A 25,855-nucleotide genomic window follows, 5' to 3' on the forward strand; every position below is an offset into this window, starting at 1 on the left:
ATGCTGGTATTTTCGAAGATGACTAAACAGTACCAATTGGGTGAAGCATCCGTTCATGCCTTAAATGATGTGTCGGGTCAGGTTCACAAAGGAGAAATGCTTGCTTTGTGTGGTCCCTCCGGCTCCGGAAAGAGCACATTACTCAATATTCTTGGCATGCTGGATATGGCCTATCAGGGACAGGTTTTGATGGATGGCAAGCCGTATCCGCAGCACGCCAGAGATGCAGCAGCTTTGCGCCGCTCCCAACTGGGATTTGTCTTCCAGCGCTTTAACCTGATCCCGGTACTGACTGCGACAGAGAATGTCGCTTATCCGCTGATGCTGAACGGGTTTGATGCGCGGGCGCAACGGGATAAAGCCCGGGAGATGTTGCAAAAAGTCGGACTGGACAATTTTTATGATCACCGGCCCGATCGTTTGTCTGGCGGGCAACAACAACGGGTGGCGATTGCCAGAGCCCTGATTCATCAGCCACAACTGGTGATTGCTGATGAACCGACCGCAAGTCTTGACAGCCAAACTGCTCATCTGGTCATTCAGCTGATGAAATCACTCGGCCATGAAATGGGGACCACATTTGTGATTGCCACCCATGACCCGAGAATGGCGGGTCAGTGCGATCGCACAATCAATCTGACGGATGGTTGTATTTCACAGGAGGAAATCCGATGGGCAGGTTAATTTCAAATGAAGTCAGGAAAGCCTGGCTGAATCTTCGCCGGAATGGCCGTCGTTCTGCGCTGTCTGTGCTGATTATTTCGATAGCAGTTTTTGCACTTTGCAGCACGGGCGGGTTTGGTTTATATACCTATCAATCCCTCAAAGAACAAACGGCAAGAAGTACCGGACATATTACCCTCAGCCAGCCGGGATATTTTGCAATGGATGAAGATTTACCGCTGGATCACGGATTAACGGATTACCGGCAGCTGGTGAAGTCTTTTATCTCTGCGCCGGAGATTCGCAGTATTCTTCCCCGGATTGAGCTCAACGGACTGGTTTCAAATGGCAATAAATCCACCATTTTTATGGGCATTGGTGTCGATGCTCAGGAATTTGACATGAAGGGACCATTTCTGGATGTGCTTGAAGGAAAAACACTGTCCGATCCAAATTCGCCGCGATATCGTCCGGACGAGCCTGAAGTCATGCTGGGAAAAGAGCTGGCAAAAAATCTCAAGGTATCTGTGGGTGACTGGGTCACGTTGCTGAGCACCACAACCGATGGCGCATTAAATGCGATTGATTTTAAAGTCCACGGGATCTACGCCACAGGCATTCCGGAACTGGATAAACGACAGCTCTACCTTCATCTCAGCGCGGCTCAGGATTTGCTGGTGACACAGAAAGTCAGCACCTTATCCGTCTACCTGTTTGATACCGATCAAACCACCGCGGTACAACACCGGATTGATCAACGGCTGAGCAAAATGAAGCTGGCGCAACCGGTCATCACCACGCCGTGGCAGGCGAGAGCATTTTTCTATGAGAAAGTGAAAAATCTCTATAACCGGATTTTTGCCATTATGGGTGGCGTGATGGCGCTGGTGGTGTTTGTTGCGCTGTTTAATACCATGACCATGGCAGTGACCGAGCGGACGCGTGAAATCGGTACGTTGGCTGCGTTGGGCGCTTATCCGGGAGAAATTATCCGCGGATTTTTGAAAGAAGCCGGATTGATGTCACTTCTCGGATGCTGTATCGGCGGCATCTTTTCCGGACTAATCGCTGCGGTGCTCATGGTCGCTGATATTCAGATGCCACCTGCACCGGGACGGACTGAAAGTTATCCGCTCTATATTTACTTTTCACCAGCTTTGTTTGGGATCGTCGCGCTTATCATTATTGTGATTTGCCTGATGGCAGCCTGGCTTTCTGCCCGTAAAGGCGTGAACAAACCAATTACGGAGGCACTGATCCATGTCTAAATTACTGATGCTATTGTTGAGTGCTTTGCTTTCCTGTCAGGTGATGGCGCAAAGCACAGACCAGATGCTCAAACGTGCGGACAGTTATCGACTGCAAGCGGGGGCTGCCAGAGTAACGACCGTGGTTCGCTTATATAAAAAACAGGTGCTTGATAAAACCCATCTGTACGAAGTGTATGCCAGACCGGATCGTCAGTCACTGGTCCTGTTTCAGTCTAAAACTGAAGCCGGACAAAAACTGTTGATGCTGGGAGATAACTACTGGTTGCTGATGCCGAAAAGCCGCCGGCCGATCCGGATTACACCGATGCAAAAGCTGCTGGGAGAAGCTTCCGTCGGTGATATCTCTTCACTGCGCTGGCAGGACGATTATCAGGCTTCATTGATTGGTCCAACCACACTGACCCTCAATGGTCAGGCAGTCAAAGCGAATGAACTGGCACTCACGTCTAAAACCAAAGGGGCCAGCTATGCCCGGATTACATTATGGCTGGATCAGCAGAACGATTTTCCGCTCAAAGCCGACCTGTACTTACGCTCCGGCAAACTGGCAAAGCAGGCTTTGTTCAGTGGCAAAGGCACGGCGGCAACCGGTGACAATCCGCCCATGATGGTCAAGACCATGACCTTGCTGGATAAAATTCAGCCGGCAAAGAAAACCGTGATTGAATATCAGGACAGAACACCGTATCAGCTGGCCGACAAATATTACAACCCGGCTTACCTGATCCGGCAGGCACAGGTCGATTTATAATGAAAGCCGGAATGTATTTGCTCTCGCTTCTCATTTTGGCCGGTGTTCGTCCGGCCGTCGCCGGGCCGCAGGTGGACTGGAGCTGGCAGGTGAGCGGTCGTGCTGAACAGTTACGCCCGCAGAGCCTGACGGGAGCAGCATTGCATCAACAGGTTCAGGCAATGGATACCCGCCTGGATGCTTCTTTTCAATGGGATGAACTGACCGGACTGGCCGCCATTCGCAGCCGGAATATATGGGCCAGTGATGAGACTGACGCTGATCATGATCTGATTCTTCAGGAGCTGTTTTGGCAATCCGGCACCGAAGTGGCGGGTATTCCGCTGGATATCAGCCTCGGAAAAATGCGTCTGGACTGGGGTGTCGGTTATGGTTACCGGCCATTAAACATTCTCAAACCCTATCAGAGAAATCCGGTTGGCATTCAGGTTGAAGAAGGTGCTGGCGTAGCGATGGCCTCTTATTTCGATGGTTTGGGAGAGTGGGCTTTTCTTGTCTCCGATGCGGGCTGGGCACGTGAAACCACGAATGATTATGAAAAAAATACCCGGCAAAAAGGTTTTGGTTTGCGCCGTTATGCTTTGCTGGGTGATACTGAACTACAGGTGATTGCCTATTATGATCAGATTCGCAGAGGATTGCTGGGCGCTTCAGCTGTAACAGTGCTGAATGAAGCATGGGAGATTCATGCTTCCGTGGTGGCGCAACATCAGTATAAAGCCTACCGGCAACAAAGCCTGTTTGCTCCGGTGACGCTGGAAACTGCGCATCATGCCTATCAGCTGCTGACCGGCATCAACTGGGCGGATATGGCCGGGGTAAATCTCATTGCTGAATACTGGTATGACAGCCGCAGCTGGCATCACAGCCAGTGGCGTCAGGCCCTGAAGCGCTCCCGGCAACTGGCACAGAATCAGGCCACATCGCCACTAGCGCTTTCCTATGCCAATGGCCTGAATCATGAGAATATTGTGCAACATAACCTGATGCTGCACGTGAGTCTGGACTCAGCTGCATGGAGCCAGTGGCAATGGAGCCGGCAATACTTATGGCTCAGTAATTTTGAACCAACTTTCGATGTGTTAATTTCGCCGTCGGATGGCGGCGTGATTGCCACTCAATGGCTGGATTACACACTCTATGATTCCGGACAAGCCAGTCTGATGCTTGAGCTGGCCGGGCGTTTTTATACCGGGCGGTCTGGTTCTGTTTATGCGGACCTGCCGGACAAACGGGTAATTTTGCTTAATCTGAAGGGGAGTTTCTGATGAGTATGCCAAAGCATCATCACAGTTTTGGCCGCGGACTGTTGATGAGTACCGTGTATTGTTTGTGTGTGGCTTTGATTTTTCAGGCGTTCCGGGTGACTTATGATACGGGCTACTCATTTCTGTACTCGATGCCGCAGGATTTACTGGTCAGTCTGGGTTTCGGCTATGGTGCGGTCTGTAGTGCGCATCTGATCATCCGGCTGAAACCATCACTCACCTTTAATCAGGTCAACGCACTGGCTTTGATTTGTGGGGTTTCACTTGGCAGCCTGAATACACTTTACTGGTCAAAAGATACGCTTCATGATTTCTTCATGGTGATCTTGCTCGGCTTAATTTTCTCATCAATCTGTTTTTTTATTTTCTATATGTATGAGTTAAAACAGAATGCGCAGCATGAGCTGGAAATTGCGAAACGCTTCCAGTCAGAGCAGGAAAAAGCGTTGATTCTCAGTCAGCTCAAACAGTTACAAAGCCAGATAGAGCCACATTTTCTGTTTAACACACTGGCGAATCTGAGTGTGTTGATTGATAAAGATCCGGCGGTGGCAAAAACGCTGCTGGGAAAACTGACAGATTTGCTCCGGGCGACGCTGAAAAAAAACCGGGGCGATCGGGTGACACTGGAAGATGAACTCAGCCTGATTGATGCGTATCTCGGGATTCAGCAAATCCGGCTGGGCGAACGGCTGCATTACGAAATTCATTGTGACGCCAGCCAGCATGCACTGCTTCTGCCGCCGATGCTGATTCAGCCGCTGGCAGAAAATGCGATCAAGCACGGGATTGAGCCTCAGTCCCGGCCGGGAAAAATTGAAGTGGATATTGAGGCGAAGAATGAATCGCTGCTGATTCGGGTGAAAGATAACGGGCGCGGACTTGACCCGCAGGCCGAATCAGGAATGATACAAGCAAGTGGCATCGGGCTGGAAAATATCCGCCAGCGGTTGCAGGCTTTATATGATGGACAGGCCCGCCTGACAGTGCGGGAAAATGAAACCGGTGGCGTGAGTGCAGAAATTGCACTGCCTTTATCCGGTTTGACTCAGGGAGTATGAGAATAATGAACCATCCGGTTTGTGCGGTTATCGCTGATGATGAGCCACTGCTTCGGTATCATCTGAATAAAATGCTGGCTGAAGTGTGGCCACAGCTGGAGGTTGTGGCCAGCTGTGAAGATGGCATACAGGCACTGAATCAGATTCAGCGTTTGCAGCCGGAGATTGTGTTTCTCGATATCAAAATGCCGGAAATGGATGGCATGACACTGGCGAAAAAGCTCCAAAAGACGCAACCGGACGACATGCCGTTGATTGTTTTTATCACCGCCTATGATGAATACGCGGTGCAGGCCTTTGAAGCCAACGCGATTGATTATCTGCTCAAGCCTCTGAATGAAGACCGTCTGATGCAATGTGTGGATAAGGTCCGGCAACGTCTTCACAGTGACCACCCACAGAAAAATATTCAGGCTATTATTGATAAGCTTCAGCAATTATCTGCGCCATCCGGGACGGGATATCTGAAATGGATACGGGTACAAAAAGGGCAGGAGATACATCTGATTGCCACCGCTGATATCCTGTATTTTAAAGCTGAAGATAAATATGTGTCGTTATATAAACAAAACGGACAGGAGACAGAAGAATTTTTGTTGCGGACACCACTCAAAGAGCTGCTGCTCCAGCTTGATCCGGAACAGTTCTGGCAAATTCACCGCTCTACGGTTATTCATGTCGCTGCAATAGAAAAAATCAAGCGTGATATATCCGGGAAAATTTCCGTCATCATTGGCGGGCAGAAGTTGCCGGTCAGCCGGGCAATGCAGGGGAAGTTTCTGCATAACTTCTGAATCAAACGGTCACCGCCTGATGGATGCGGCGACCGTTTGTCAGGGCAACAGCCCTGTAAATATATGCAGGTGAAAATCACCGGTTCAGTGGCTTAAAAATACCCCATGATTTTTTTCAGCATGTCCTGCCAGTTGTTGCTGTCACCGTTGGTGCCGTTCTGGTAAGAATAAGACTGCTCACTGCCATTTGCAGACTGATTGCTGTCAGAATTACTGTTCGAACTTTGCTGCCCGTAACTGTAAGAGTAAGAATAGGATTGACCATTATTGGATGTGTGCTGGTTTGAGTCAGCCGCGAATGCTGTGGCAGAAGCCAGACACAAAGCCGCAGTCAGACCAATAGGCATGAGATGAATCTTTTTCATTTTTTCTTTCCTCATAAATACAACATAGATGATACGCCAGGTATCAATGGAAATTTTCTTATTGCCTGTTCAGTGATGCAACGTCATCAACGGATGATTCGATGCTTCACTGCGGGTACATCCTACCGTGGGAATTGTGATGGTAATGTCATCGCCGGGATAAAATTATATTTTTTTATGTCAATTCAGCATTTTTTGGCCGCTTATTCACCATATCCACCGGGGCTTGTCGTTGTCCCGGAAGAAAGGGAGTTTGATGTTTTTTGAGCGTCAAAGTCCGCCATCCTGATGATAGTGTTGCTGGTTTTTTATCCGAATCATGACAGTGGAAGTTAATTTGTGACCATTTAGCACTAAAACATCAATATTTCTGGTTTTTATCCTTGACCTGACCAGCAAGAATCATTAAATTACCGCCTCGTTAGCCCGCAACGGCTAACCACAATCAGATTTGGTGAGTTGTCCGAGTGGCTGAAGGAGCACGCCTGGAAAGTGTGTATACGGCAACGTATCGAGAGTTCGAATCTCTCACTCACCGCCACATTAAAAACCCCGGCAGAATTGCCGGGGTTTTGTCGTATTGGGCTGAATTTTTCTAGCCCGCTGTAGCCCGCCGCGAAAAATGATAAACTTTGTCTTTTCCCAATTTACGCGACTCAAGACGTACCAGCTAAAGCTTTCGGTAGTGTGCAAATTTCTGTGTCAGTGACTTCGCTACTTTAGATATTTGGGTATTTTTCGTATGACTGTTTAGTTTGCATCAACCTGTCCAAATACCGCGGCAATTCGACTATTATAGCCTGATGCTTCCTCCAATGCTTTTACATTAGTACCCAGCTAACTCTGGGAGAGAAAACAGCTCTCTTGTTCTTGCTTTATCTAACCAATTAAATGCATCACTTACACCATAAATTTCGATTAATTCTTCTGCTAAGTCGTCATAATACAAGAAAAATAAGCTCATAACTAAGTTATCAAAAAAGTTTTTCTTATCAGCTATGTGCATGATACTCCTCCACACACTATTGCTATCTTCCTTGAAGTACATTGTTGATTCTTTCAGCTCATTTTCGTAAAAGGTAACATACCTTTCAGAAAATTGCTTATCACGAGCAAAATAGAATATCGCATTTAAACCAGCCAAGCTTTCAGGCGTTAAGTAACCATTCATATTCTCCCAAAACTTTGCCTTAACTTTTGCACTACGCTCTAACGACTCCATTGCTGAGTTAACATCAAGCTTAACCAAGCCACTTTTTTTACTTTGTCGAGATAATATCTCTGGATGTAAGTCCATCCAAAAGTCTAAGAACCAAATCAAGTCATACTCATCTATACCTTTGAGAGGTAAGCGAGAGTCTATTTTATGATTTAATTCATAGTTAGACTTAATAATGTCTATTGCTTTACTGAGGTCTCGACTTCCCAAAGAAAACTGCTCCATGAGTTTCTTTTTAGTCTCTTTAAAAGAATTATTTCTCCATGAAGTAATATTTGGAAGTTCATCTGCCAAAGAGAATAATTGTTGGCGTGATAGCTTTGTTGTGAATGTGTTTAGGGAGTATTCCTCTCTGAGGAATTCCGTAAGGAAGAGTAAGTTATCAAGCTCTTTTTCCAGTGAGGTAAACTTAGCTTTTAAAACATTAAAGTTGATGATAGCGACATCTGTTAAGTGCCTCTGACTCTCTCGATCAACGGCATATCTGAACGTTTGACCTGTTGCATCAACATCGGCGATATCTAATATGGTAGGTTTAATTTTTTCATTGAGCGCTTGATAACGAATATCTAGAGTTTCTGATTCTTGTTTAAAAAACGCCCAAATATTACCGATATCATGGGAACTTACCAAGTTGAATTCAATTCGACGCCCTTTCCATTTAGCAATAACTTCAAGGTCTTCGATTGCACCTTTTAACCTTAGCTCAACCGAATGTCTCATATTAAAGCATGCAGGATATACCATGTCATCTACATGAAAATGTGTATTTTCACGGTCAAGAGCTTGATCAATAATTAAGTTAGCCGCTTTAGAGAAGCCTTTTGCATATTCAACGTAACTAGGAGAACCATTGCTCCCAACACACGCATTTGCCGAAGAAGCGGTGTTTTTCAAGATAGTTGTCATCATCTGCTTAATATTTAAGCTGCTTTTTCTTCGTCAATTTCTGGTGTTTTGTCCGGGTTTAATTCAACCTTACCAACTGGCTCACAGTTCCTGATATTTCCTGACCAGCGCGCTGGATTCGCCTCTCGGTGTAACATCAAGACCTGTTTGCGGTTTTCTAAAATCTGTTTGTCTTTTCCATGATGACGCTCATCTGGCGTCACGTAATTGAGCGCACTGTGTTTGTGCTCCGTGTTATACCACTGAACGAATCGCTCTACCCATTCTCTGGCATCGTTCAGACTTCTAAATCCATTTGATGGCCATTGCGGGATATATTTCAACGTCCGGAACAGCGATTCCACATAAGGGTTATCATTACTCACCCGCGGACGGCTGTAAGAAGAGAGCACGCCAAGCTCTTCCATTTTTGCTTTCAGTGTCAGGGACTTCATCGGGCTGCCGTTATCTGAGTGCAGGACCAACGCCTGTTGAAAACATTTTTCCCGGAACACTGTCCGTTGCAATAATTCTGACGCCAACTCACCACATTCGGTTTCATGCACCTCATAACCCACGATTTTCCGGCTGTAAATATCTTCAATCAGATACAGGTAGTAAAACTGACCACGTACCGTTGAAGGCAGATAGGTGATATCCCAGGTGTGGACCTGATTTGGCTGTGTCGCAGTATAACTCGTTGGTTTTACAACTTTTTGTCGGCTCTTCTGGCGACCTCTCCCGGTCAGCTGTCCTGCTGCTTTTAAGACCCGGTAAAAACTCGATTCACTGGCAATATATTCTCCTTTATCCAACAAGGCCGGAACAATCTGCGCGGGCGGCAGACTGGCATATTCTGCAGTATTACAGATGTCGATAATCGCCCTTCGTTCCTGCTCTGAAAGCTTGTTGACCGGCGCCGGTCTCAATGCCTGTGGTCTTTGATCGGCCTGAACCTTTCCACCCTGATACCAGCGGCGGTAAGTCCGTAAATCAATCTGCGCTTCATCACAGGCTCTGATTAACCGGCAACCACTCTGGCAGGCTTCATGGATCAGTGCTATGAGACTTTTCCTGTCTTCGGTTGAGGTCAGTCGTCCCCGGGATCTTCCCCGTAAAAGGCTCTGAGCTTTTTTCTCAGCACCAGTAAAGCTGCAGTTTCAGCGAGTGCTTTTTCTTTATGTCGCAGCTCTTTTTTCAGGGCTTTGATTTCCTGTTTATCGGCCTTTGCCTGTTTTTTCGCTTCCGCTTCCCTTTCTTTAGCCGACATAAAGCCCTGCATACATTCACTGCGCCACTGATGAACCTGCTCAGGGTACAGGCCTTTTTCACGGCAGTACTGACTGAGCTCTGCTTCAGTCATAGAAAGGGTGTCGGCAACAACGGCCAGTTTGGTTTGTGCGGACCATTGTGAAGATGAAGTATGACTGTCTGGCAAAACGACTCCTGATTCTCTGAATGCTTTTCGCCAATTGTACAGGGTTGCTTCACAAATCCCTTCTTCTTTTGCCAGTTGAGCGACAGAAAGTGAATGTGGGGGTAACATTTTTTTCAGGATCGCTTCTTTTCTTTCTGGTGAATAGCGGGTCATCATTCCTCTTTAACCTCCCCTATGACTGGTTAATTTTTAACAGTGGCAACTATTCTGACAGAGGGGGGAAGGTTCACCTCCTCTAAAGGTAGAATTTGTTATCCTCATACGCTGAACCCCAATTAAAATATTGTGTTTTTCAATTTCAAGATTGAAATCTTGACCAAGTGAATCTCTTGAAAACACATAACTATCTTCATTTTCAGATAAATCAAACCTGATTATTTCACCAATCCAATTCGCAAACTCTCTTGCGCTACCACCAACTTCCAAAATTCCCCGTTTTCACTATAGAGCTAACGCTTTATAGACGAAATTTTTCCGTGTTTGCATTCCGTCTATGTTGCAGACACCCATTATGAGATACAACTGATATCAATTTGTCGTGTGAATCGAAAGATAATTTCGGGATAGAACTGCGGAAAGTTTCCGTATTAGCGTCCAAAGCATAGATTAGATTCATTTGGCCTATTGCAATGCTCGCTAGACAGTCAGTTCGTTGGGTCTAAAAAGCTTTGGCATTAATTTGCCAGCAATATACCAAAACGCATTCAATCGAATCAGTTTATTGATGCCCAAACCCGTTTAAACCCCGTTTAAAAACGCTCAAAGCACTGACCCCAGACCCATTGCCCCAACTCACCACTAAACCCGCTCAGAATCGCTTACAGCGCGTTATCTGTTTAATTATTAAACTTGATTCATTGCAATGCAATCCTATTGTTGGCAATATTCGATTTTTCAATTCTTGACGGGATATCATTTTGGCTAGTATTGGATCTTGCTCTATCAGTAACTTATAACTCTCTTCACAATCCGTTGAAGCCGTAAAAAAGATCCGGTATATCATGGAGCAGGGAAACATGATGGCATATTCTGTCGGTGCTGTGCCTTTGTTTAACCTGTTTTTAGATAAGGAATCAGCCCCGGTTCGGATGATAAGTATCGGCGGGTATGACTGGGTAGAGTTTGCCCGTGTTTTAAAGTCGGTTAACTCAATTATCAAAGATCGGATTCATTACGTCGCTGAGCCTCTGATATGGCAAATGAATGGTGATGAAGGTGAATTCTGGAGGTGTGTGTCTGGTGCGTCTTTGTAAAGTTTTATTTGTTTGTTCTGTTTTTTCATTGACAGCCTGTGCTTCATCCAGCTTTGAAGCCTCACTTGCCGCTTATGGAAAAAGACTGGATGAGTGCAGCGACATTGCGAAATCAAATACGAAACCATTTCCTGTGACGCCGTGGTTCAGTCAACTGAATCTGCAACAGAAAAAAAATGTGGTCCTGTTTATCTCTCTGGATAACCGGAATGCTTGCTCTAAGGCTGAGAAAGAAACGTTAAAAAAAGCTTCAGCCAGTGTTTCAGAAGAGAAAAGAAATGCATTGCTTGCGTTGATTCAAGAAACTGATTACCAGCAATATGTTTAGGGTTTGGATATGAACCAGATCCGACATATGCAAAGCCAGTATGCTCAGCCTTTTGATTCACTTCGTGTGGGTCAGCAGTTAGGGATACTGAAATAATTTAACGGATGGGGCATTGTCACAATCAATTCTGATAAAAATGCGCTCGGCAGAATCTGGAGCGCATTTTTTCTATATCAATTCATGTTTTTATTGATCCGCCAGTACCCGTAACTCAATCTTCGGCTTTCGGTTGCAGGAAGAACCACAGGGCAAAGCAGCTTTCACCTTTCACGTATTCACCACCCATCTCTTCTTTACAATTGTTGCCGTTAATCAACAAGGTATTGATGGTGTTGATGAGCCCGACGGTTTCAGCATATTCCAGTGTGCCGTAGCCAATTTCAATGTTAGCCCGGCCAATGTATAAATGTGTTGCAGGATCGATCAGACGAATTTCATCGCGAATACCGCTGAGGATGGCCGCTTTACTGCTGCTGTAATCCAGCAATACGGTGGGTTGAGCGTCCATTGCACTGGATGGAATGTTATAGACATCGGCATCAACTGCATCAATCGATAATACATCAGAGACGCCGTCAACAACCCCGCCAAGAAGGCCACCGAGCAGCGGTAAGGGGGAAGCCACATCCGAAACGCCATCCAGTAAATTCTGGATCAGAGGCAATGCTCTGTTATCGAGCCGGACCGCGCCATTGCTTTGTTTATAAAAGGTTTTTCCGCCCCACAGCTGATTCATGACATCATTGGTGACGGGAGCATTGATACGGCCAACCGGATAGCCCTGATATTCGCGGCTCTCACCTTCAGCCAGAAAATCTCCGGGGCTGACTATCTGCGACATATGTTCGGGGGCGCTGTTTAAAAATAAGGTTTCTAACCGTTCTGAGCTGAGCATGCCGGCTTCATCCAGATCTTCAATATCCTGAATGGACAACACGCCATCGCCGTTAAAATCGAAGTAATCATCGTAAGCGAATGAGAACTGTGAACAAAATAAGAGGGATGCGGACAGGATGAGCTTTGTGTTTATATTCATTTTATGTATCTCTTTGTGGCTGGTTATAATTTTTTGATAAGTTTGCTGTTGAATAGCAATAAAAACAAGCTTTTATAGCTTGATCAAATGAATATTGATAACTCCGTTCGGATTTCTGGGTTTTCAGATATTCCATCAACCCGCCTGTTCCCAATAATTGACACCCAACTTCACCAGGATTATCCTACCTGCTCACCGGCAAAATCCGGTGACGGGTTTGGTACCCCGCTATATTTTTACACGGCATATAAATGCCAGCTTTTTTGCTGGTTTTTTTATATGTGTTTTGGCACATCTTATTTTTGTTGATTTGTCTGAAATTCAGTCATTTTACATTCAAATTATGGTGGGCTGGACAATGGGCGCTTTTAGCGCGCCGCGTCCGTGTGAGCGGTAGTACCAACCTTGTTCAGTTCACCACCCATTCTTGGTACCTCTGAGTGGTGATTTCTTTTTCTTTCACACGGAGGCACTTATGCCCGCAACAATCGCTTATGATCCCAACCTTTCGCAGAAATCCCGCGAATATCTGATTCAGCTTGAGGATTATCTGAACGATATGAACCAAAAAAGCCCGGATGTTCGTGAGGTGTTGCTTTATCTGAACAAGCTGATCACCATTCATGCTTCGATAGGTCAAGCATATGCAAACAAGGTTCCGGCGCCGGAAAATACGCCGGTATAAACCCATTGTTCGAAACTAAGTTAATTCAGAGTCACTTCGGCTGAGGTGGCTCTTTTTGTATGATTCTTTTTGTACGATTCTTTTTATATGATAAACAAAGCGTTTCCTGTTTTGTCTCCATCTTCCGCTGTACCAACTGCCCCGTAAAAAGCGGTATAGTGGATGGCGGGATTATTCTGAAATATTGCATCTCAGAATGAGACAATCATGCGAAGAAATGATACGAATAAATCATGCGAAGGAGCTGCGTAATGAACGTGATCAACGCCTGTTTAAGAGGAAAAGAAGGGTACTACACCATCCGGTGCGATCAGGGACGGTTTCAGTCCATCACCCGGCAAGCGGGTATGATTGAAAAGACGTCTGCCGCTGCCGATACAGAGATTGATGCTCAGGGAAATTTACTCTGTGCGCCATTTGTTGAGCCGCACATACATTTAGATGCGGTCCTGACGGCAGGGGAGCCGCGCTGGAATATGAGTGGCACTTTGTTTGAAGGGATTGAATGCTGGTCGGAGCGAAAATCCATGCTGACACATGAAGATGTGCAGTCACGGGTATTAAAAACAGTGGAGTTGCTGATAGAAAATGGTATTCAGCACGTCAGGACGCATGTCGATATCACCGACCCGGAACTCGTCGCACTCAAAGCCATTCATCAACTCAGACCGGAAATTGCCCCATACCTCGACCTGCAAATTGTCGCCTTCCCGCAAGAGGGAATTTTGTCATTTCCCAATGGCACAAAGCTGATGGAGGAATCGCTTGTTCATGGGGTGGATGTGATTGGTGGTATTCCACATTTTGAATACACCCGCGAATATGGAGTGCAGTCGGTTGAATGGCTGATGGCACTGGCTGAAAAACACCATAAGCTGGTGGATGTTCATTGTGATGAAATTGATGATGATGCCTCCCGGTTTCTTGAGGTGCTGGCCACGACAGCGTTAGAGAAGGGCATGGGCGCACGTGTAACAGCCAGTCACACCACCGCAATGCATTCCTACAATAACGCCTATTGCTCTAAGCTTTTCCGTTTACTGAAAAAATCTCAGATAAACTTCATTTCCTGCCCGACGGAGAGCATTCATCTTCAGGGGCGGTTTGATACCTACCCCAAACGCCGGGGTATAACCCGCGTCAAAGAGCTGCGTGAAGCGGGGTTAAATGTCTGTTTTGGTCAGGACTCAATTCAGGATCCGTGGTATTCCCTTGGCAATGGAAAATTACTCCGTGTTTTAGATTCTGGCTTACATTCCTGTCAGATGATGGGTTATGAAGATCTGGCGACTGCGCTTGATCTGATCACAGAAAATGGTGCAAAAGCGTTAAACATTGCCGATCAATACGGCATTGAGGCCGGAAAACCGGCGAACTTTATCATTCTGGCAGGTCAAAATGATGTTGAGGTTATCCAAAAACAAAGTGAAGTGCTGTATTCAGTCCGGGAAGGCAAAATCCTCGTCTCACGCAAACCAGCGGAGTTTGAAGCGCGGGTTTCCCTGAGCCGAGGTTAACGGGTTGGGCGAATACTAAAAACCAACACGCCCTAACCGCCACCCGGATGAAACTTATTGAAATAATGACAAAATAACTGATAAAAGCGGCTGACGTGGCGGGGCTTTTCCTTGCTGTACTGATGAAGAAAGTAAAAATGCCAGCTTTTGCCTGTGACGTCCGGCAGCACCCGGACTAACCGCTCGCTGAGCAGCTCCGGCTCAACCAGAAACGCCGGATAGAGCGCAATGCCCATATCATGCAAAGCCATTTGCAGCACGGCGTCTACGCCAGTGGTGACAGCGCTGGGTCTGATGGTTATCTCCCTCTGTCTGGACTGTTTGAGGTCAAACAAAGGTAACGTGTCATATTGCCACGGTGCCTGAATAAACTGATGTGCCGGCAGGTCATCAATGCTTTCTATTTCCCCGTGTTGTTTGAGATACCTTGGTGAAGCACAAAAGATCTCCGTCACTTTGCCGATCGATAATGCCCGGTAATGACAATCTTTCAGATTGCCGCCAAAAATTGCTGCATCCAGATGATGCTCAATCAAATCCTGCCAGCGGCCCGTGATGATAATTTCAGGCTTGATCAGCGGAAATTCAATGCACAACTGCCGTAGCGACGGCGCTAAAACGTTCTTATCAAACAGAGGCGGCACAGAGACCCGAAAGCTGCCACTGGGCTGTTCTTTAATACTGTCTAACTCAGTCAGTGCGAGACTCAGCTGCTCTCTCAGCAGTTCGCTGCGCGCCAGTAAGCTTTCACCGACAGCGGTTAAAATCACACCGCGTGTATTGCGCACTAATAGCTGTTGCCCGGTGGCTTCTTCCAGCCGTTTTATCTGTTGGCTGATTGCTGATTTACTGAGGCCGAGTTTTTTCGCGGCCTGCGTAAAAGAGCGTTTTTGCGCGACTTCAACAAAGATCAACAGCAGGGGAGCAAGTTTGTAAGTGTTCATAAAATTAAACAATGCGTTAAATTTTCGTCTGTTGTTTAATATTTCACGACTCTCTAAGCTAAGTCAACGCCAATAAGAAGAGGAAAAAACAATGACTTGTTTCGTTGTCGTCGATGCGACGCCGGTTGAGCCGGAATTTATTGCGCAATACAGCGCCAAAGCAGCCGAAACCCTGGTGCCTTTTAACGGCCGGTTTCTTGCCAAAGGGGAAGTCACGGTCCTGCATGGTGAAGCGGCTCACCCGCTGAAAGCCATCATTCAGTTTCCGGATCAAGAAAGTGCACAAAACTGGTATCAGAGTGAAGCGTATCAGGCCCTTATTCCGGTCAGGAATCAAGGCATGATCAGCCATTTTCATCTGGTTTAACCAAGACGGTCTTTCTCAGGTAAAAGGCCTGCGCAATGCAGGCCTTTTATCCTGCTTCCTGCATTGATTTCTGCTATAGATACTGATACGTTGCACACATGAAATATCACGCAATTCCCACATCATTCTCTTTTTGGTGGCGCTCTGAATAGAGCGGCGCGGAATTCTCACATTCTTAAGCTGCTGGAAGGTAGCTAAGACTGTGTTCTCTTTTTATCTCCGGCAGCGATCTTTTTATACGGAGATAATTTTATGATCAATAACCATTGTGCTGTTCAGCCTGATGTCGTTTTAACCGGTGACAGAGCCACGGGGCCTTTACATCTGGGCCATTATGTTGGATCGCTGAAGCTGCGAACACGGCTGCAGGACGAGTACGAACAAACCATTCTTGTAGCAGATATGCAGGGGCTGACGGACAACGCAAACCATCCATCGAAGGTGTCCTCAAACATTTTGAATGTGGTGGCAGACTATTTAGCCGTCGGAATTGACCCATCGAAAACCACAATTTGCCTTCAGTCTCAACTGCCTGCTTTAGCTGAGTTGACAATGTATTACAGCAACTTAGTGACCATTTCCCGTCTGGAACGCAATCCGACAGTGAAAAGCGAGATTCAAACTAAAGGATTCGGACGTTCGCTACCGGCCGGATTTCTGACTTATCCCATCTCGCAGGCGGCTGATATTACCGCCTTCAACGCAACCTTAATACCGGTTGGCGATGATCAGCTGCCAATGCTGGAACAAACCAATGAAATCGTCAGAAAAATCAACACACTCGCCGGGAAGCCGGTGCTCAGTGAATGCCGGCCATTACTTAGTCATGCTTCACGCCTGCCGGGGACAGACGGTAAAAATAAGATGTCGAAAACCACCGGCAATGCGATCAACCTCGGTGCTTCAGAAAAAGAAATCCGCTCTGCGGTGAAGTCGATGTTTACCGACCCGAACCATCTGCGGGTGGAAGACCCCGGTACGATCGAAGGGAATGTTGTCTTCACTTATCTGGATGCATTTCACCCGGATGCTTCTTATGTCGCTGACCTGAAAGCACATTATCAGCGGGGCGGTCTGGGTGACGGCACAACCAAAAAAATACTCGAAGAATGTTTACAGGAACTGCTGCGTCCGATCCGGGAAAAAAGAGCGGAGTACTTAAGTGACAAAGGCCAGCTGACTGACATTCTGGCCAAGGGAACTCAGGTTGCCAGAGTCAAAACAGAGGCAGTACTTTTCAGTGTGAAAGATATCTTTGGTTTAAACCTTTTCTGAACCGGGTATGTCTGTGTCCGGTCGTTTTATAAAATATCAGCTTCAGACAAATGCTTGATAAAATCTGCAAAAAAGATCAGCCGGATGACGCCGGAACAGGCACAATATACGGCTGATCGCTTCAATTCCTGAACGATAAATTTTCTTTATCGTTCAGATAATAATCTTTCGTTTTACTCCACACATCTAAAGCCTCATAGTCGCGGCAAAAAATGCACGAAGTTTCATTATCTATGATTTCCCGCGATTCCCTCAGGAGGTAAAACGAGTGGAAAACACAATTGATTTCACCGCGAAACCGGGATTTAAAGTTCCTGTGATTGCGTTAACGCTATATGCGGTTGCATCTGGCTATCTGATGAGTCTGATTCCATTGATGCTGGATGAATACGGCATTAATGCGGATAACGCGGGCTGGTTAGCAACTGTGTTTTATGCTGGCTTGCTTGCGGGAGCTGCCATTTTTGAGCCTGTGGTCAAACAGGTCGGTCACCGGATAGCCTTTATTGCCTGCTTAATCCTGCTGATTGCGACTGTGATTGTTCTGCCGCTATCACCAGCCATTCAGGTATGGCTGGTCGCACGATTTATTGCGGGCATTGCGGTAGCCGGTGTATTTGTCATTGTGGAATCCTGGTTGCTTGCCGGAGAAGCGTCGGGTCGTGCCCGGCGTCTGGGGCTATACATGGGCGCGCTTTATGGCGGCACTGTACTTGGCCAGCTCGCTATCGGTTGGGTTGGCATTCAGGGGAGTATTCCCTTTGTGGTCATTTTATCGATGTTGAGTTTATCGGTCATCGTGTTGTGGTTTGTGCCGACTCAACAACCTCAGCATAGCCACTCTGAGTCGTTATCACTCAAACAGATAACAAAGCTGAATCATGCTGCTATTATTGGTTGTTTTGTCTCCGGGCTGACACTGGGGGCGATCTACGGTCTGATGCCGGTTGAATTAACCCACCGGCACGTATCTCAGACAAGCCTGAGCATTTTAATGGCTTTAGTCATTTTAGGTGGAATGGCAGTGCAAACGATCATTCCGGCTTTGATTCAGGTTGCAGGGCGCACGCTGCTCATCGGATTATTTTGTCTGCTTGGTGTCTTTGCGGCAGGGCTGGTGATTTTAAGTGATCATTTGGGCGTGTTGGCGGTGAGCTTGTTCCTGATGGGAATGGCCGCTTTTTCACTCTATCCAATCGCCATCAATTTGGGCTGTGATAAATTAGAAGAAAGCTATATCGTCTCTGCAACTCAGGTTATGCTGTTTTGCTATAGTGTCGGCTCGGTGGCGGGGCCGGTTATCGCAGACAGTTTTATGGAGAACAAGCAAGGCTTGATGGCTTACTTGCTTGCCACGCTGATGACAACAGCAATCTATATGTTTATTGTTGGTATTCATACTAAAAATCATTTGGTTGCCGGGAAATAACCAGACGCTACCGGCCGCTGTTTCATCAATATATTTTATCTTTCCGGTGACTGATACCAATCCTGTGAAATACCTGATCATCCGGGTCAGGTGCAGCAAGCAGACAAAGGCATGGATGTCTCTGTCTGAGCGTACATAAATTCAGCGTTCACAGATGTCTTGAGCGGTTTGCAGAACCAGATTCCTTGATCAGAAAATCAGTGGAATTGGTGTTATTTTGGACGGTTATCCGGAACATAATAATGACATCAAAGTCACCTGAACGCCCAATAAATGTGATGTTGGTTCATATAATATCAATTCACTGATAAAACTCATTTTCCTCTCTCCGCAAATCTGTGAGCGGCATGTAAAATGCTCTTCCGCTTTATTAAACAGCGTTTCAATAACAACGAAAAGCAGGCTAATCAATGAGAAGACTAAATTTTAAGCTGACCATCGACGGGATCAGTGACGATACCCTCGTCGTGCGTGGTTTTCACGGGGACGAGTCCATTTCAGACGCGGTCGACAGCAGCGGCAATCCGTATTTCGGCTACCGTTATCACATTGATTTAGCCAGCCGCAGCAGTTCCAGCCTGCCCGCGAAAAAAGTTATCGACAGCAAAGCGCTGCTGGAAGTGATCCGCAACGGCAAAGTGGTGCAGAAGGTTCACGGCGTGATCCGCGCACTGGACAAACACGACACCGGCCACCACCACACCTTTTATTCGATCACTCTGGTGCCGTCGCTGGAGCGTTTGGCTTTGCGGCGCAACAGCCGGATCTTCCAGCAGAAAAATGCCCAGGACATCATTTCAATCATCCTCGGTGAAATGGGCATTTCCGACTTCTGTTTTGACCTCAAACGCACGCCAGCCGTGCGCGAATACTGCGTCCAGTACCGGGAAAACGATCTGGCTTTCTTCCACCGCCTCGCGGCCGAAGAAGGCATGATGTATCTATTCACCCACGAAGACAGCAAACACATGCTGGTGATCACCGACCACGACAAAGGCTTCCCGAAACTCGGCGGCAAAGCGCCGTATAACTGCCTCTCCGGTGGTGCGAACCCGGACGGTTATATCTCGTCGATGACCGAACGTAAACGCTCTGAAGTCAGCTCGATTGAAATGCGTGACTACAGCTTTAAAAAGCCGGACTACAACTTCTCACAAAAAGAAGACGGCACGGCGATGGATTATCAGGAAGAGATGTACGAGCATTTCGACTTCCCCGGCCGCTTTAAAGACGACGGTAACGGCAAAGCTTTCAATAAAATTCGATTGGAATATCTGCGTCGTGCGGCTCACACGGTTACAGGTAAAAGTGATGAAACCAAAATTCAGGCCGGACAACGGTTTGAAGTCAAAGAGCACGATGATGATGCGATGAACCGGCTCTGGCTGGCGGTTCAGGTCAGCCACACCGGCAGTCAACCGCAGGCGCTGGAAGAAGACAGCTCAGGCGGTGCAACCGACTACAGCAACCAGTTCACCTTAATTCCCGGCGACAGTGTCTGGCGCGCGCATCCGCAGCCGAAGCCCCGCGTTGATGGTCCCAGTATTGCGCTGGTGGTCGGCCCGCCGGGAGAAGAGATTTACACCGACGAACATGGCCGGGTGAAACTGCATTTCCCGTGGGATCGCTACGACGGTTCGGACGATAAAAGCAGTGCCTGGATCCGCGTTTCACAAGGCTGGGCTGGCGGCCAGCAGGGCATGGTGACCGTGCCGCGCATCGGCAATGAAGTCATCGTCAGTTTTCTTCATGGCGACCCGGATCAGCCGATTGTCACCGGCCGGACGTATGATGCCAGCAACACCCCGCCGTATGCCTTGCCAGCCAATAAAACCAAAACCGTGCTGCGCACCCAGACGCATCAGGGCAAAGGCTACAACGAGCTGAGTTTTGAAGACCAGTCCGGCAGCGAAAAAATCTACCTGCACGCGCAGAAAGATGTCGAAACCCTGATCGAAAACGACTCGACCACCGACATTAAACACGACCGCCACGAGACAATCGAAAATAACCACTTCGGCAATGTCAAAAAAGCCGATCATCTGGTGATTGAGGGCGAGCAGCGGATCAAAATCGCCAAAAACCGCACCGTCAGTGTCGATAAAGCATTCCACCAGAAAGTCGCCGGTAAACAAACCCTCGATGCGGGCTCAGAAGTGCACCTCAAAGGCGGCAACTCGGTGGTGCTTCAGGCGGGTAGTGAAATCACCATCAAAGTCGGCGGCAGCTTCGTCAAGCTCGATCCGGGCGGCGTGAGTGTGGTCGGCCCGGCGATTAACCTCAACTCCGGCGGCAGCGCAGGCAGCGGCAGCGGCTACGGCGGCGAAGATGCGGTGATGCCAAAAATCCTCGAAGCCCTGGAGCCCCCCGAAGAGCTGGTGCCGCCAGACATCACCGGCATGACTGGCGCGGAAGCGGTGATTGTGGATTATGTGGAGAAACCCAAGCCGAAGACCAAACTAAATACGCCCAAGCGCTCTGTGGATGTGCCGAAACAAATCGCGACCATGAAATCAGCAGCCAAACAGGGGCAGGGGATATGCCAGATCTGTAAAAAACAAGCAGAGGCAAATTCATGAGCTTACCGGATCTATACCAAAAAGAAGGCATGTTTCTTTACGCGTTGCTTGATGGCGCACAAACAGAAGAAATTGCCAGAAAAGTGATCGAGCTGGAATTAGAGCAACCGGTCATGCTGTTGTTTGGCGGAACGCCTCTGGAAGACTTGCTGCCAGTCTCTCCCCTGTTAGTCCGGGTGACCACGCCCTCTGCACTGGCGCCGGTTCTGGAAACAGAACAGACACAAAATGCAACGATGCTGATTCAGTCTCCCCATGACTTTGATACGGTGTTTGACTACTGGCAAAACCGCTTGTTTGCAGCCATGCCTTATGGGGAAGAGCCGGTGATTTTCCGCTTGTATGATCCACTGATTTTCTCAGCATTTCAGACAACAGACAGAGGCATCGAAAAATCAGCCCTGTTCGGCCCGTGTGAAACCGTATGGTGCCGGGACAGAGTCTCAGGTCAGTGGATGAGCTACCATCCTGAGTTTCAGGTGGATAAAGACATCTGGTCGGACGAAGCCCTTCTGCCGCTGACAGAAACGCATCTGGAAGTGCTCACTGATACCAAAATCAGTCAGGTCCGGTTACACCTGAACCGACACATTCAGCAGTATTTTCCGGATTTATGCAGTAACGCCGGGGAAGCCCAACAGTTCACCCAAGCTTTATACAATAAATCAATGGCTTATGGATTTCAGGACTCACAATCGATGTTCTATTTTGTCAATATCTGGTGCTACCTTGGCAGTGCCTGCATTGATGACACGCAATTTCCGGAGATTGCCCGCTTGCTGACACAGCCCGGCGCACAAACGCCACAGCAACGGATTCAGACCGCCGCTCACCAGTTAGGCGATTATCCTCAAAACCGCACGCACTGTGCCGCAGATTATCTTAGTTGAGGGATATGATGACCAATTCAGTATTACAGGCGAATAACGCAGCGGCGGCTCAGGCTGCTGAAGATGTTGCCAATGTCATGGGCCTCTGCCCGCATATGAAAAAAGACATTCAGCTGGTGCCGATGCGTTATGCCATCAGCGAAAAAGATGACCAGCTGGATAAAAAGCTCAATGGCAGTTTGTACCAGGACAAAGCGATCCCGCTGGGGATTCGTCCGCTGGAGGCAGGCTGGTTATATCTGATTCACAGTAAAACGCCGGATAAGCTGTATGAATATGAGGTGAAAGCTGACCAGAGCCTGACACCCCGCACTTTTTCTAAAGGTGATGCGGATTTTAAGGCTGAAGGGAAACCACAAATTATCGTGCCCAATACCGGTTCGGTGAAAGTGATGTTCACCCCTCTGCCACTGGTGCCGGAAGCGGCAGAGATACTGCTGAATGCTTCTTCGGATCAATCTGAACTGATGAACCGGGCTTCCCTGAGCAGTTATGATTCAGATAAGGGCTGTAAAGGCTTGATCCCGACGGACAAGGTTCCGGACGGCATTGATTTTGTTGCTCAGGTCACAGACCCGGCGGACGAGCATGATAACGGCATTTATACCTGGCTGAAACATGCGATTTTGCAGCAGGATGCCCAGCCGGTGATTCAGTCTTCCGTGCTGCCGGATTACGCAAAAAACAGTGCGTTGCTGCTGGTGAACGATGTCTGTGCGGATATTGCTGATCTGGCTGAGTGGCAAAACCGGCTGAAAACGCAGTACAAAGATCACTGCGATAAGGAAGTCAGCGGGCATAAAAATATTGAGCGGTATGAAGTTGGTAAACTGCTGGAGAAGATGTCAACAATCGATTTTTATATTGAGCAGGATACGAAAGCCATTCTGAAACAGTATGGTGTTTCTCTGGATGATAAAGATGAGCAAAGTGCTTTTATTGATAAAGTGAAATCTTATTACGAAGCGCTGAGTGAGCCGAAAAACCGGGTGACCCAAAAAAGAACCAACTATAACGGTGATACGATTTATGTGACGACCAACCCCGCGGCAGAAGCACTGGAAGACACACTGGTCAGTGACTATGACCTCAATAAAGACAAACTGTCCCCCACGACCCGTGAAGTATTTGGCCGGTATAAGACGCTGATTGAAGGGGGTTATGCCGGAAAAGACGGGATAAAAACCGTGATTGATAACGATGGTATGACATCCTTTATTGATGAATGGGAAGCTTATGGTCAGGAAATGACAGAGAAGCTAAACAGGCTGAATGCACTGGCAAAGAAAACTGCACCACACTGGCATATGCTGGCGGCTTATCTTTCACCACAGAATCCTGAACAATGGGATATCAAACTGACCACCGAAGATATTCTGACTGCTTTTTTTAACCACAATGATGATGATTGGCTGGGACAGTATTACATGGGGACTGATTCATTCCCGCTGTCGGTTTATGATGATCTGGTCAAAAATGAAGCGCAGATCAGTTTCAAAGATGGTGCGTCAATCCGCAAAAAATATCAGAGTATTGCAAAGGCACAAGAAGCGATTGGGAAGTTCGAAGATAAAATTGCCAAAGCGAATGAAATGGGGAAACTGAACCAGATCACCGATGAGAATATTAAAGCCCGTGTGTTGCAAAGTCTGGCGCTGAAAAATGACCGGTTTGTCGCTTCTCTCTCAAAGGCAATGAAAACTTCAGGCGATAAAATGAACTTTCATCAACGGCTGGCAGCATCTCTGGACAATCTGAGTGACGGTACAAAGCAACTGATGCACCTGAACTTTGTTGTGAATGACATCAAATGGCAATTGCCCGATGCCGGAGCAGCGAAAACACTACAGGGATTGACTGAAGAATTACACACACTGAGTCTGGAGCTGAAACAGACAGAGCTTTTAGATCACCAACTCAGAACCGAAAATAATAAGATCCTGAAAATCAATAATAAACAAAAACGTAGCAGAGCCCGTGCCGCCTACAATGAAAAAGTCAGAGCAGCTGATACAGAGAAAAAACGCCTGAAAGCTGCCTATCAGACTAAGTTTGATGAAATGATGCAACATGCCGGTCCGGAGGTGAGTATCGGTGTCAGCACGGCCGGAGCATACCCGATGAGCCGGTTGCTTGGTGAAGCAAACGACCTGCTGGGCAGCTGGCAGGGGAAAAAATATCTTGCTGGTCAGACTCTGCGGGAGATGTTCGTGCAGGAGGGCGTGTACAGCCCGGTTAAAATTGCTGAACACTCAGCCAGTTGGGTATTGACGGTCACTTACCTGTTCAGTGCATGGCACGCATGGGAAAAGTATCTAGATGAAGAGAAAGATGCAGATTTACTCGTGCTTCTTTCTTCAACGGCAACCGCATCCGCATCGGTTCTGTCTCTGGCTGGCACATACCGAAGTGCATGGCTGGCTGCTTCAGCCGCTGTGTTGGGAGAAAAAAACTATCAGCAGGCAGTACTTGGTCGACTGGCTAACTGGACGATATTCAGTAATACCATGGCATCTGTATTGGGAACGATTGGTCTGGGTGTGAAAACGGTTAATGCGGTAGAAGATGCCTTTCATGCATGGAAGCAAAATTTTCTCCTGATACTATCATCATCGGTACGTGCGGTGTCATATTTGGGTGCAACGATCGCGAGTGGGACTGAATCTGTCGTATATATGTATCAAGTGGCAAAGGTGCTGAGAGGTGCTACTAATGTTGCTATAACTGGCTCTATATTGGATTTTGCAGCTATACTGATTCGCTGGCAAGTTTTGGCTTGGGCTGTAACTTTGGTGTTTGATAAGCTTTGGCAGTACTATCGCTGGCCGCCGGTGGTGGATTGGGCCAGCGATACTCTATGGGGAGAAAATGATCAGGGCTGGTCGCTGAGTCAGCACTATCAACAGCTTTCCCCGTCGCTGGTGCAACCGACCTTACAGACTCAGGCGGTGAATAATCATTATCACAAAGGTGGTTCGGAAGAATCAGAAATTCAGTTGAAGTTGTTTCTGCCGCAAATTCAGTTACCGGATGCAGCCAACTGCAAGCTGGCTCTGAATGGTTTTTCACCATCCAGCCAGAGTTATGGCAGTAGCTGGCATAATCTGTTACCCCAACTCAGCCGCGAAGCCATAATTATCCGTAAAGCCAGAGGATGCGAGATAAACCTTTATGTGCGTAGTGATATGATAGCCTTGCTCGGGCTGGATTTGCTGCAATTACAGGTTAGTATCAGCTCAGACGGAGAGAACTGGCACAAGTCGGGCTGGCTGATTAATCTGCTTGATCTTTCTACCCCACCGGGGGCTTTCCCTGAAATGGTGGAAGTGATGGTGTCACCGGCTAAACATTTACGGCTGGCTTACCCCTTAACCCCATGGAGTTAATGGATGGATATTCAACAAACAGATAAAAATAGTTTTAAAATGGCATATTGGCGTTTGCGTTGCGGGCAAAGAGAGAGCGAGAATGGCATCGAAAAGTTGGCTTTGGCACCTTTACCTATTGCAACCTCAAATTTATCATTGAATATCAGTAAGTTCTTAAAAGTAAATACCCAGGGATTACTTGAAATAAGAGGACAAAGCGCCAGTACAGGTCGTAATCAGATAGCTTTATGGGGGATAGCTTTTTTTCTGGTTATTACCAATTTGCTTTGGTTTTTTGTACCACAAGCAATTTGGATGATGTTACCAGTTTTTTTATTATCAATACCTTTGGAGATTGGTATTGTTTGGACTCTGACTACTGATAGTGTTGAATCAGCTAAAGTTAATATCTCACCATTATTTCACTCACAAAAACAAAAGGTGTTGATTTCATGGCAATCGAATA

Annotated in this window: 22 protein-coding genes and 1 tRNA gene; 17 read left to right on the plus strand and 6 right to left on the minus strand. The window is 47.3% G+C overall.

Annotated elements, in window-relative coordinates; translation table 11 throughout:
- Genes OCV29_RS07320 through OCV29_RS07345 form a run of 6 tightly spaced genes read left to right on the plus strand, consistent with a single transcriptional unit; the run spans position 1 to position 5,808 of the window.
- The gene (locus OCV29_RS07320) at positions 1–684 is read left to right on the plus strand and encodes an ABC transporter ATP-binding protein (protein ID WP_073602806.1); all 684 of its coding nucleotides are present in this window, start codon (positions 1–3) and stop codon (positions 682–684) included.
- Positions 672–1,931: an ABC transporter permease gene (locus tag OCV29_RS07325; protein ID WP_073602807.1), complete on the plus strand. Its 1,260-nt coding sequence runs from the start codon at positions 672–674 to the stop codon at positions 1,929–1,931. The genes OCV29_RS07320 and OCV29_RS07325 overlap by 13 nt, the downstream gene beginning before the upstream one ends.
- Positions 1,924–2,685: an outer membrane lipoprotein-sorting protein gene (locus OCV29_RS07330; RefSeq protein WP_073602808.1), complete on the plus strand. Its 762-nt coding sequence runs from the start codon at positions 1,924–1,926 to the stop codon at positions 2,683–2,685. The genes OCV29_RS07325 and OCV29_RS07330 overlap by 8 nt, the downstream gene beginning before the upstream one ends.
- Positions 2,685–3,953 (plus strand): hypothetical protein, encoded by a 1,269-nt coding sequence (locus OCV29_RS07335; protein WP_073602809.1) that lies wholly within the window; start codon positions 2,685–2,687, stop codon positions 3,951–3,953. The genes OCV29_RS07330 and OCV29_RS07335 overlap by 1 nt, the downstream gene beginning before the upstream one ends.
- Positions 3,953–5,014 carry a sensor histidine kinase gene (locus OCV29_RS07340; RefSeq protein ID WP_073602810.1) on the plus strand — a complete coding sequence of 354 codons (1,062 nt, stop codon included), beginning with the start codon at positions 3,953–3,955 and terminating at the stop codon, positions 5,012–5,014. The genes OCV29_RS07335 and OCV29_RS07340 overlap by 1 nt, the downstream gene beginning before the upstream one ends.
- Before the next feature lie 5 nt (positions 5,015–5,019).
- Positions 5,020–5,808 carry a LytR/AlgR family response regulator transcription factor gene (locus OCV29_RS07345; protein WP_073602811.1) on the plus strand — a complete coding sequence of 263 codons (789 nt, stop codon included), beginning with the start codon at positions 5,020–5,022 and terminating at the stop codon, positions 5,806–5,808.
- A 92-nt stretch (positions 5,809–5,900) separates the two neighbouring features.
- Here OCV29_RS07345 and OCV29_RS07350 read toward each other — a convergent pair whose 3' ends face one another.
- Complete coding sequence (locus OCV29_RS07350; protein WP_073602812.1) at positions 5,901–6,173, minus strand: hypothetical protein; 273 nt, start codon at positions 6,171–6,173, stop codon at positions 5,901–5,903.
- Positions 6,174–6,626: 453 nt separating this feature from the next.
- Here OCV29_RS07350 and OCV29_RS07355 point away from each other — a divergent pair.
- A tRNA-Ser gene (locus tag OCV29_RS07355) sits at positions 6,627–6,714 on the plus strand.
- Between the two features lie 285 nt (positions 6,715–6,999).
- Here the strand turns inward: OCV29_RS07355 and OCV29_RS07360 are convergent.
- The 3 genes from OCV29_RS07360 to OCV29_RS07370 all read right to left on the minus strand — a co-directional run bounded on the left by OCV29_RS07360 (position 7,000) and on the right by OCV29_RS07370 (position 10,144).
- The gene (locus OCV29_RS07360; protein ID WP_073602814.1) at positions 7,000–8,304 is read right to left on the minus strand and encodes a hypothetical protein; all 1,305 of its coding nucleotides are present in this window, start codon (positions 8,302–8,304) and stop codon (positions 7,000–7,002) included.
- A gap of 11 nt (positions 8,305–8,315) precedes the next feature.
- Positions 8,316–9,871 (minus strand): IS3 family transposase gene (locus tag OCV29_RS07365; protein WP_370737238.1). Its coding sequence is split into 2 segments (ribosomal slippage): positions 8,316–9,418 and positions 9,418–9,871, totalling 1,557 coding nucleotides; the frame shifts between segments, so codons are not numbered across the junction.
- Positions 9,872–9,907: 36 nt separating this feature from the next.
- Positions 9,908–10,144 (minus strand): hypothetical protein, encoded by a 237-nt coding sequence (locus OCV29_RS07370; protein WP_139281724.1) that lies wholly within the window; start codon positions 10,142–10,144, stop codon positions 9,908–9,910.
- Between the two features lie 590 nt (positions 10,145–10,734).
- Between OCV29_RS07370 and OCV29_RS07375 the strand changes: the two genes are divergently transcribed.
- Both OCV29_RS07375 and OCV29_RS07380 read left to right on the plus strand, forming a co-directional pair.
- The gene (locus OCV29_RS07375) at positions 10,735–10,971 is read left to right on the plus strand and encodes a hypothetical protein (protein WP_245796982.1); all 237 of its coding nucleotides are present in this window, start codon (positions 10,735–10,737) and stop codon (positions 10,969–10,971) included.
- Positions 10,958–11,299 carry a hypothetical protein gene (locus OCV29_RS07380; RefSeq protein WP_073606155.1) on the plus strand — a complete coding sequence of 114 codons (342 nt, stop codon included), beginning with the start codon at positions 10,958–10,960 and terminating at the stop codon, positions 11,297–11,299. The genes OCV29_RS07375 and OCV29_RS07380 overlap by 14 nt, the downstream gene beginning before the upstream one ends.
- 211 nt (positions 11,300–11,510) lie before the next feature.
- Here the strand turns inward: OCV29_RS07380 and OCV29_RS07385 are convergent, their stop codons facing one another.
- The gene (locus OCV29_RS07385) at positions 11,511–12,335 is read right to left on the minus strand and encodes a hypothetical protein (RefSeq protein WP_073606156.1); all 825 of its coding nucleotides are present in this window, start codon (positions 12,333–12,335) and stop codon (positions 11,511–11,513) included.
- A 475-nt stretch (positions 12,336–12,810) separates the two neighbouring features.
- Here OCV29_RS07385 and OCV29_RS07390 point away from each other — a divergent pair, with 475 nt between their 5' ends.
- Together OCV29_RS07390 and codA are read left to right on the plus strand one after the other, a co-directional pair.
- Positions 12,811–13,020: a hypothetical protein gene (locus OCV29_RS07390; RefSeq protein ID WP_073606158.1), complete on the plus strand. Its 210-nt coding sequence runs from the start codon at positions 12,811–12,813 to the stop codon at positions 13,018–13,020.
- 251 nt (positions 13,021–13,271) lie between these two features.
- Positions 13,272–14,537: a cytosine deaminase gene (gene codA, locus OCV29_RS07395; RefSeq protein ID WP_073606159.1), complete on the plus strand. Its 1,266-nt coding sequence runs from the start codon at positions 13,272–13,274 to the stop codon at positions 14,535–14,537.
- Positions 14,538–14,569: 32 nt separating this feature from the next.
- Here codA and OCV29_RS07400 read toward each other — a convergent pair whose 3' ends face one another.
- The gene (locus tag OCV29_RS07400; RefSeq protein WP_073606160.1) at positions 14,570–15,481 is read right to left on the minus strand and encodes a LysR family transcriptional regulator; all 912 of its coding nucleotides are present in this window, start codon (positions 15,479–15,481) and stop codon (positions 14,570–14,572) included.
- A gap of 91 nt (positions 15,482–15,572) precedes the next feature.
- Between OCV29_RS07400 and OCV29_RS07405 the strand changes: the two genes are divergently transcribed.
- From OCV29_RS07405 to OCV29_RS07430, 6 genes are all read left to right on the plus strand, one after another.
- The gene (locus OCV29_RS07405) at positions 15,573–15,848 is read left to right on the plus strand and encodes a DUF1330 domain-containing protein (protein ID WP_073606161.1); all 276 of its coding nucleotides are present in this window, start codon (positions 15,573–15,575) and stop codon (positions 15,846–15,848) included.
- A 252-nt stretch (positions 15,849–16,100) separates the two neighbouring features.
- Positions 16,101–17,123 (plus strand): tryptophan--tRNA ligase, encoded by a 1,023-nt coding sequence (gene trpS, locus OCV29_RS07410; protein ID WP_073606162.1) that lies wholly within the window; start codon positions 16,101–16,103, stop codon positions 17,121–17,123.
- A gap of 268 nt (positions 17,124–17,391) precedes the next feature.
- The gene (locus tag OCV29_RS07415; protein ID WP_073606163.1) at positions 17,392–18,552 is read left to right on the plus strand and encodes an MFS transporter; all 1,161 of its coding nucleotides are present in this window, start codon (positions 17,392–17,394) and stop codon (positions 18,550–18,552) included.
- Positions 18,553–18,962: 410 nt separating this feature from the next.
- Entirely contained in the window at positions 18,963–21,131 is a 2,169-nt protein-coding gene (locus OCV29_RS07420; RefSeq protein ID WP_261887381.1) for a type VI secretion system Vgr family protein, read from the plus strand.
- A complete protein-coding gene (locus tag OCV29_RS07425; protein ID WP_073605788.1) occupies positions 21,128–22,021 on the plus strand; it encodes a DUF4123 domain-containing protein in 894 nt (297 codons plus the stop codon). The genes OCV29_RS07420 and OCV29_RS07425 overlap by 4 nt, the downstream gene beginning before the upstream one ends.
- Before the next feature lie 5 nt (positions 22,022–22,026).
- Positions 22,027–25,407, plus strand: a complete 3,381-nt coding sequence (locus tag OCV29_RS07430; protein ID WP_139281696.1) for a toxin VasX — start codon at positions 22,027–22,029, stop codon at positions 25,405–25,407.
- Positions 25,408–25,855 lie beyond the last annotated feature (448 nt).

Origin of the sequence: Vibrio aerogenes, from assembly GCF_024346755.1 — a bacterium.
Classification (GTDB): domain Bacteria; phylum Pseudomonadota; class Gammaproteobacteria; order Enterobacterales; family Vibrionaceae; genus Vibrio; species Vibrio aerogenes.

Coding starts and splice junctions, on each gene's coding strand:
- OCV29_RS07400 (WP_073606160.1), bottom strand. CDS start 15,481: ATGAACACTTACAAACTTGCTCCCCTGCTGTTGATCTTTGTTGAAGTC.
- OCV29_RS07420 (WP_261887381.1), top strand. CDS start 18,963: ATGAGAAGACTAAATTTTAAGCTGACCATCGACGGGATCAGTGACGAT.
- OCV29_RS07340 (WP_073602810.1), top strand. CDS start 3,953: ATGAGTATGCCAAAGCATCATCACAGTTTTGGCCGCGGACTGTTGATG.
- OCV29_RS07320 (WP_073602806.1), top strand. CDS start 1: ATGCTGGTATTTTCGAAGATGACTAAACAGTACCAATTGGGTGAAGCA.
- OCV29_RS07430 (WP_139281696.1), top strand. CDS start 22,027: ATGATGACCAATTCAGTATTACAGGCGAATAACGCAGCGGCGGCTCAG.
- OCV29_RS07360 (WP_073602814.1), bottom strand. CDS start 8,304: ATGATGACAACTATCTTGAAAAACACCGCTTCTTCGGCAAATGCGTGT.
- OCV29_RS07325 (WP_073602807.1), top strand. CDS start 672: ATGGGCAGGTTAATTTCAAATGAAGTCAGGAAAGCCTGGCTGAATCTT.
- OCV29_RS07405 (WP_073606161.1), top strand. CDS start 15,573: ATGACTTGTTTCGTTGTCGTCGATGCGACGCCGGTTGAGCCGGAATTT.
- OCV29_RS07335 (WP_073602809.1), top strand. CDS start 2,685: ATGAAAGCCGGAATGTATTTGCTCTCGCTTCTCATTTTGGCCGGTGTT.
- OCV29_RS07330 (WP_073602808.1), top strand. CDS start 1,924: ATGTCTAAATTACTGATGCTATTGTTGAGTGCTTTGCTTTCCTGTCAG.
- OCV29_RS07375 (WP_245796982.1), top strand. CDS start 10,735: ATGATGGCATATTCTGTCGGTGCTGTGCCTTTGTTTAACCTGTTTTTA.
- codA (WP_073606159.1), top strand. CDS start 13,272: ATGAACGTGATCAACGCCTGTTTAAGAGGAAAAGAAGGGTACTACACC.
- trpS (WP_073606162.1), top strand. CDS start 16,101: ATGATCAATAACCATTGTGCTGTTCAGCCTGATGTCGTTTTAACCGGT.
- OCV29_RS07390 (WP_073606158.1), top strand. CDS start 12,811: ATGCCCGCAACAATCGCTTATGATCCCAACCTTTCGCAGAAATCCCGC.
- OCV29_RS07345 (WP_073602811.1), top strand. CDS start 5,020: ATGAACCATCCGGTTTGTGCGGTTATCGCTGATGATGAGCCACTGCTT.
- OCV29_RS07425 (WP_073605788.1), top strand. CDS start 21,128: ATGAGCTTACCGGATCTATACCAAAAAGAAGGCATGTTTCTTTACGCG.
- OCV29_RS07350 (WP_073602812.1), bottom strand. CDS start 6,173: ATGAAAAAGATTCATCTCATGCCTATTGGTCTGACTGCGGCTTTGTGT.
- OCV29_RS07385 (WP_073606156.1), bottom strand. CDS start 12,335: ATGAATATAAACACAAAGCTCATCCTGTCCGCATCCCTCTTATTTTGT.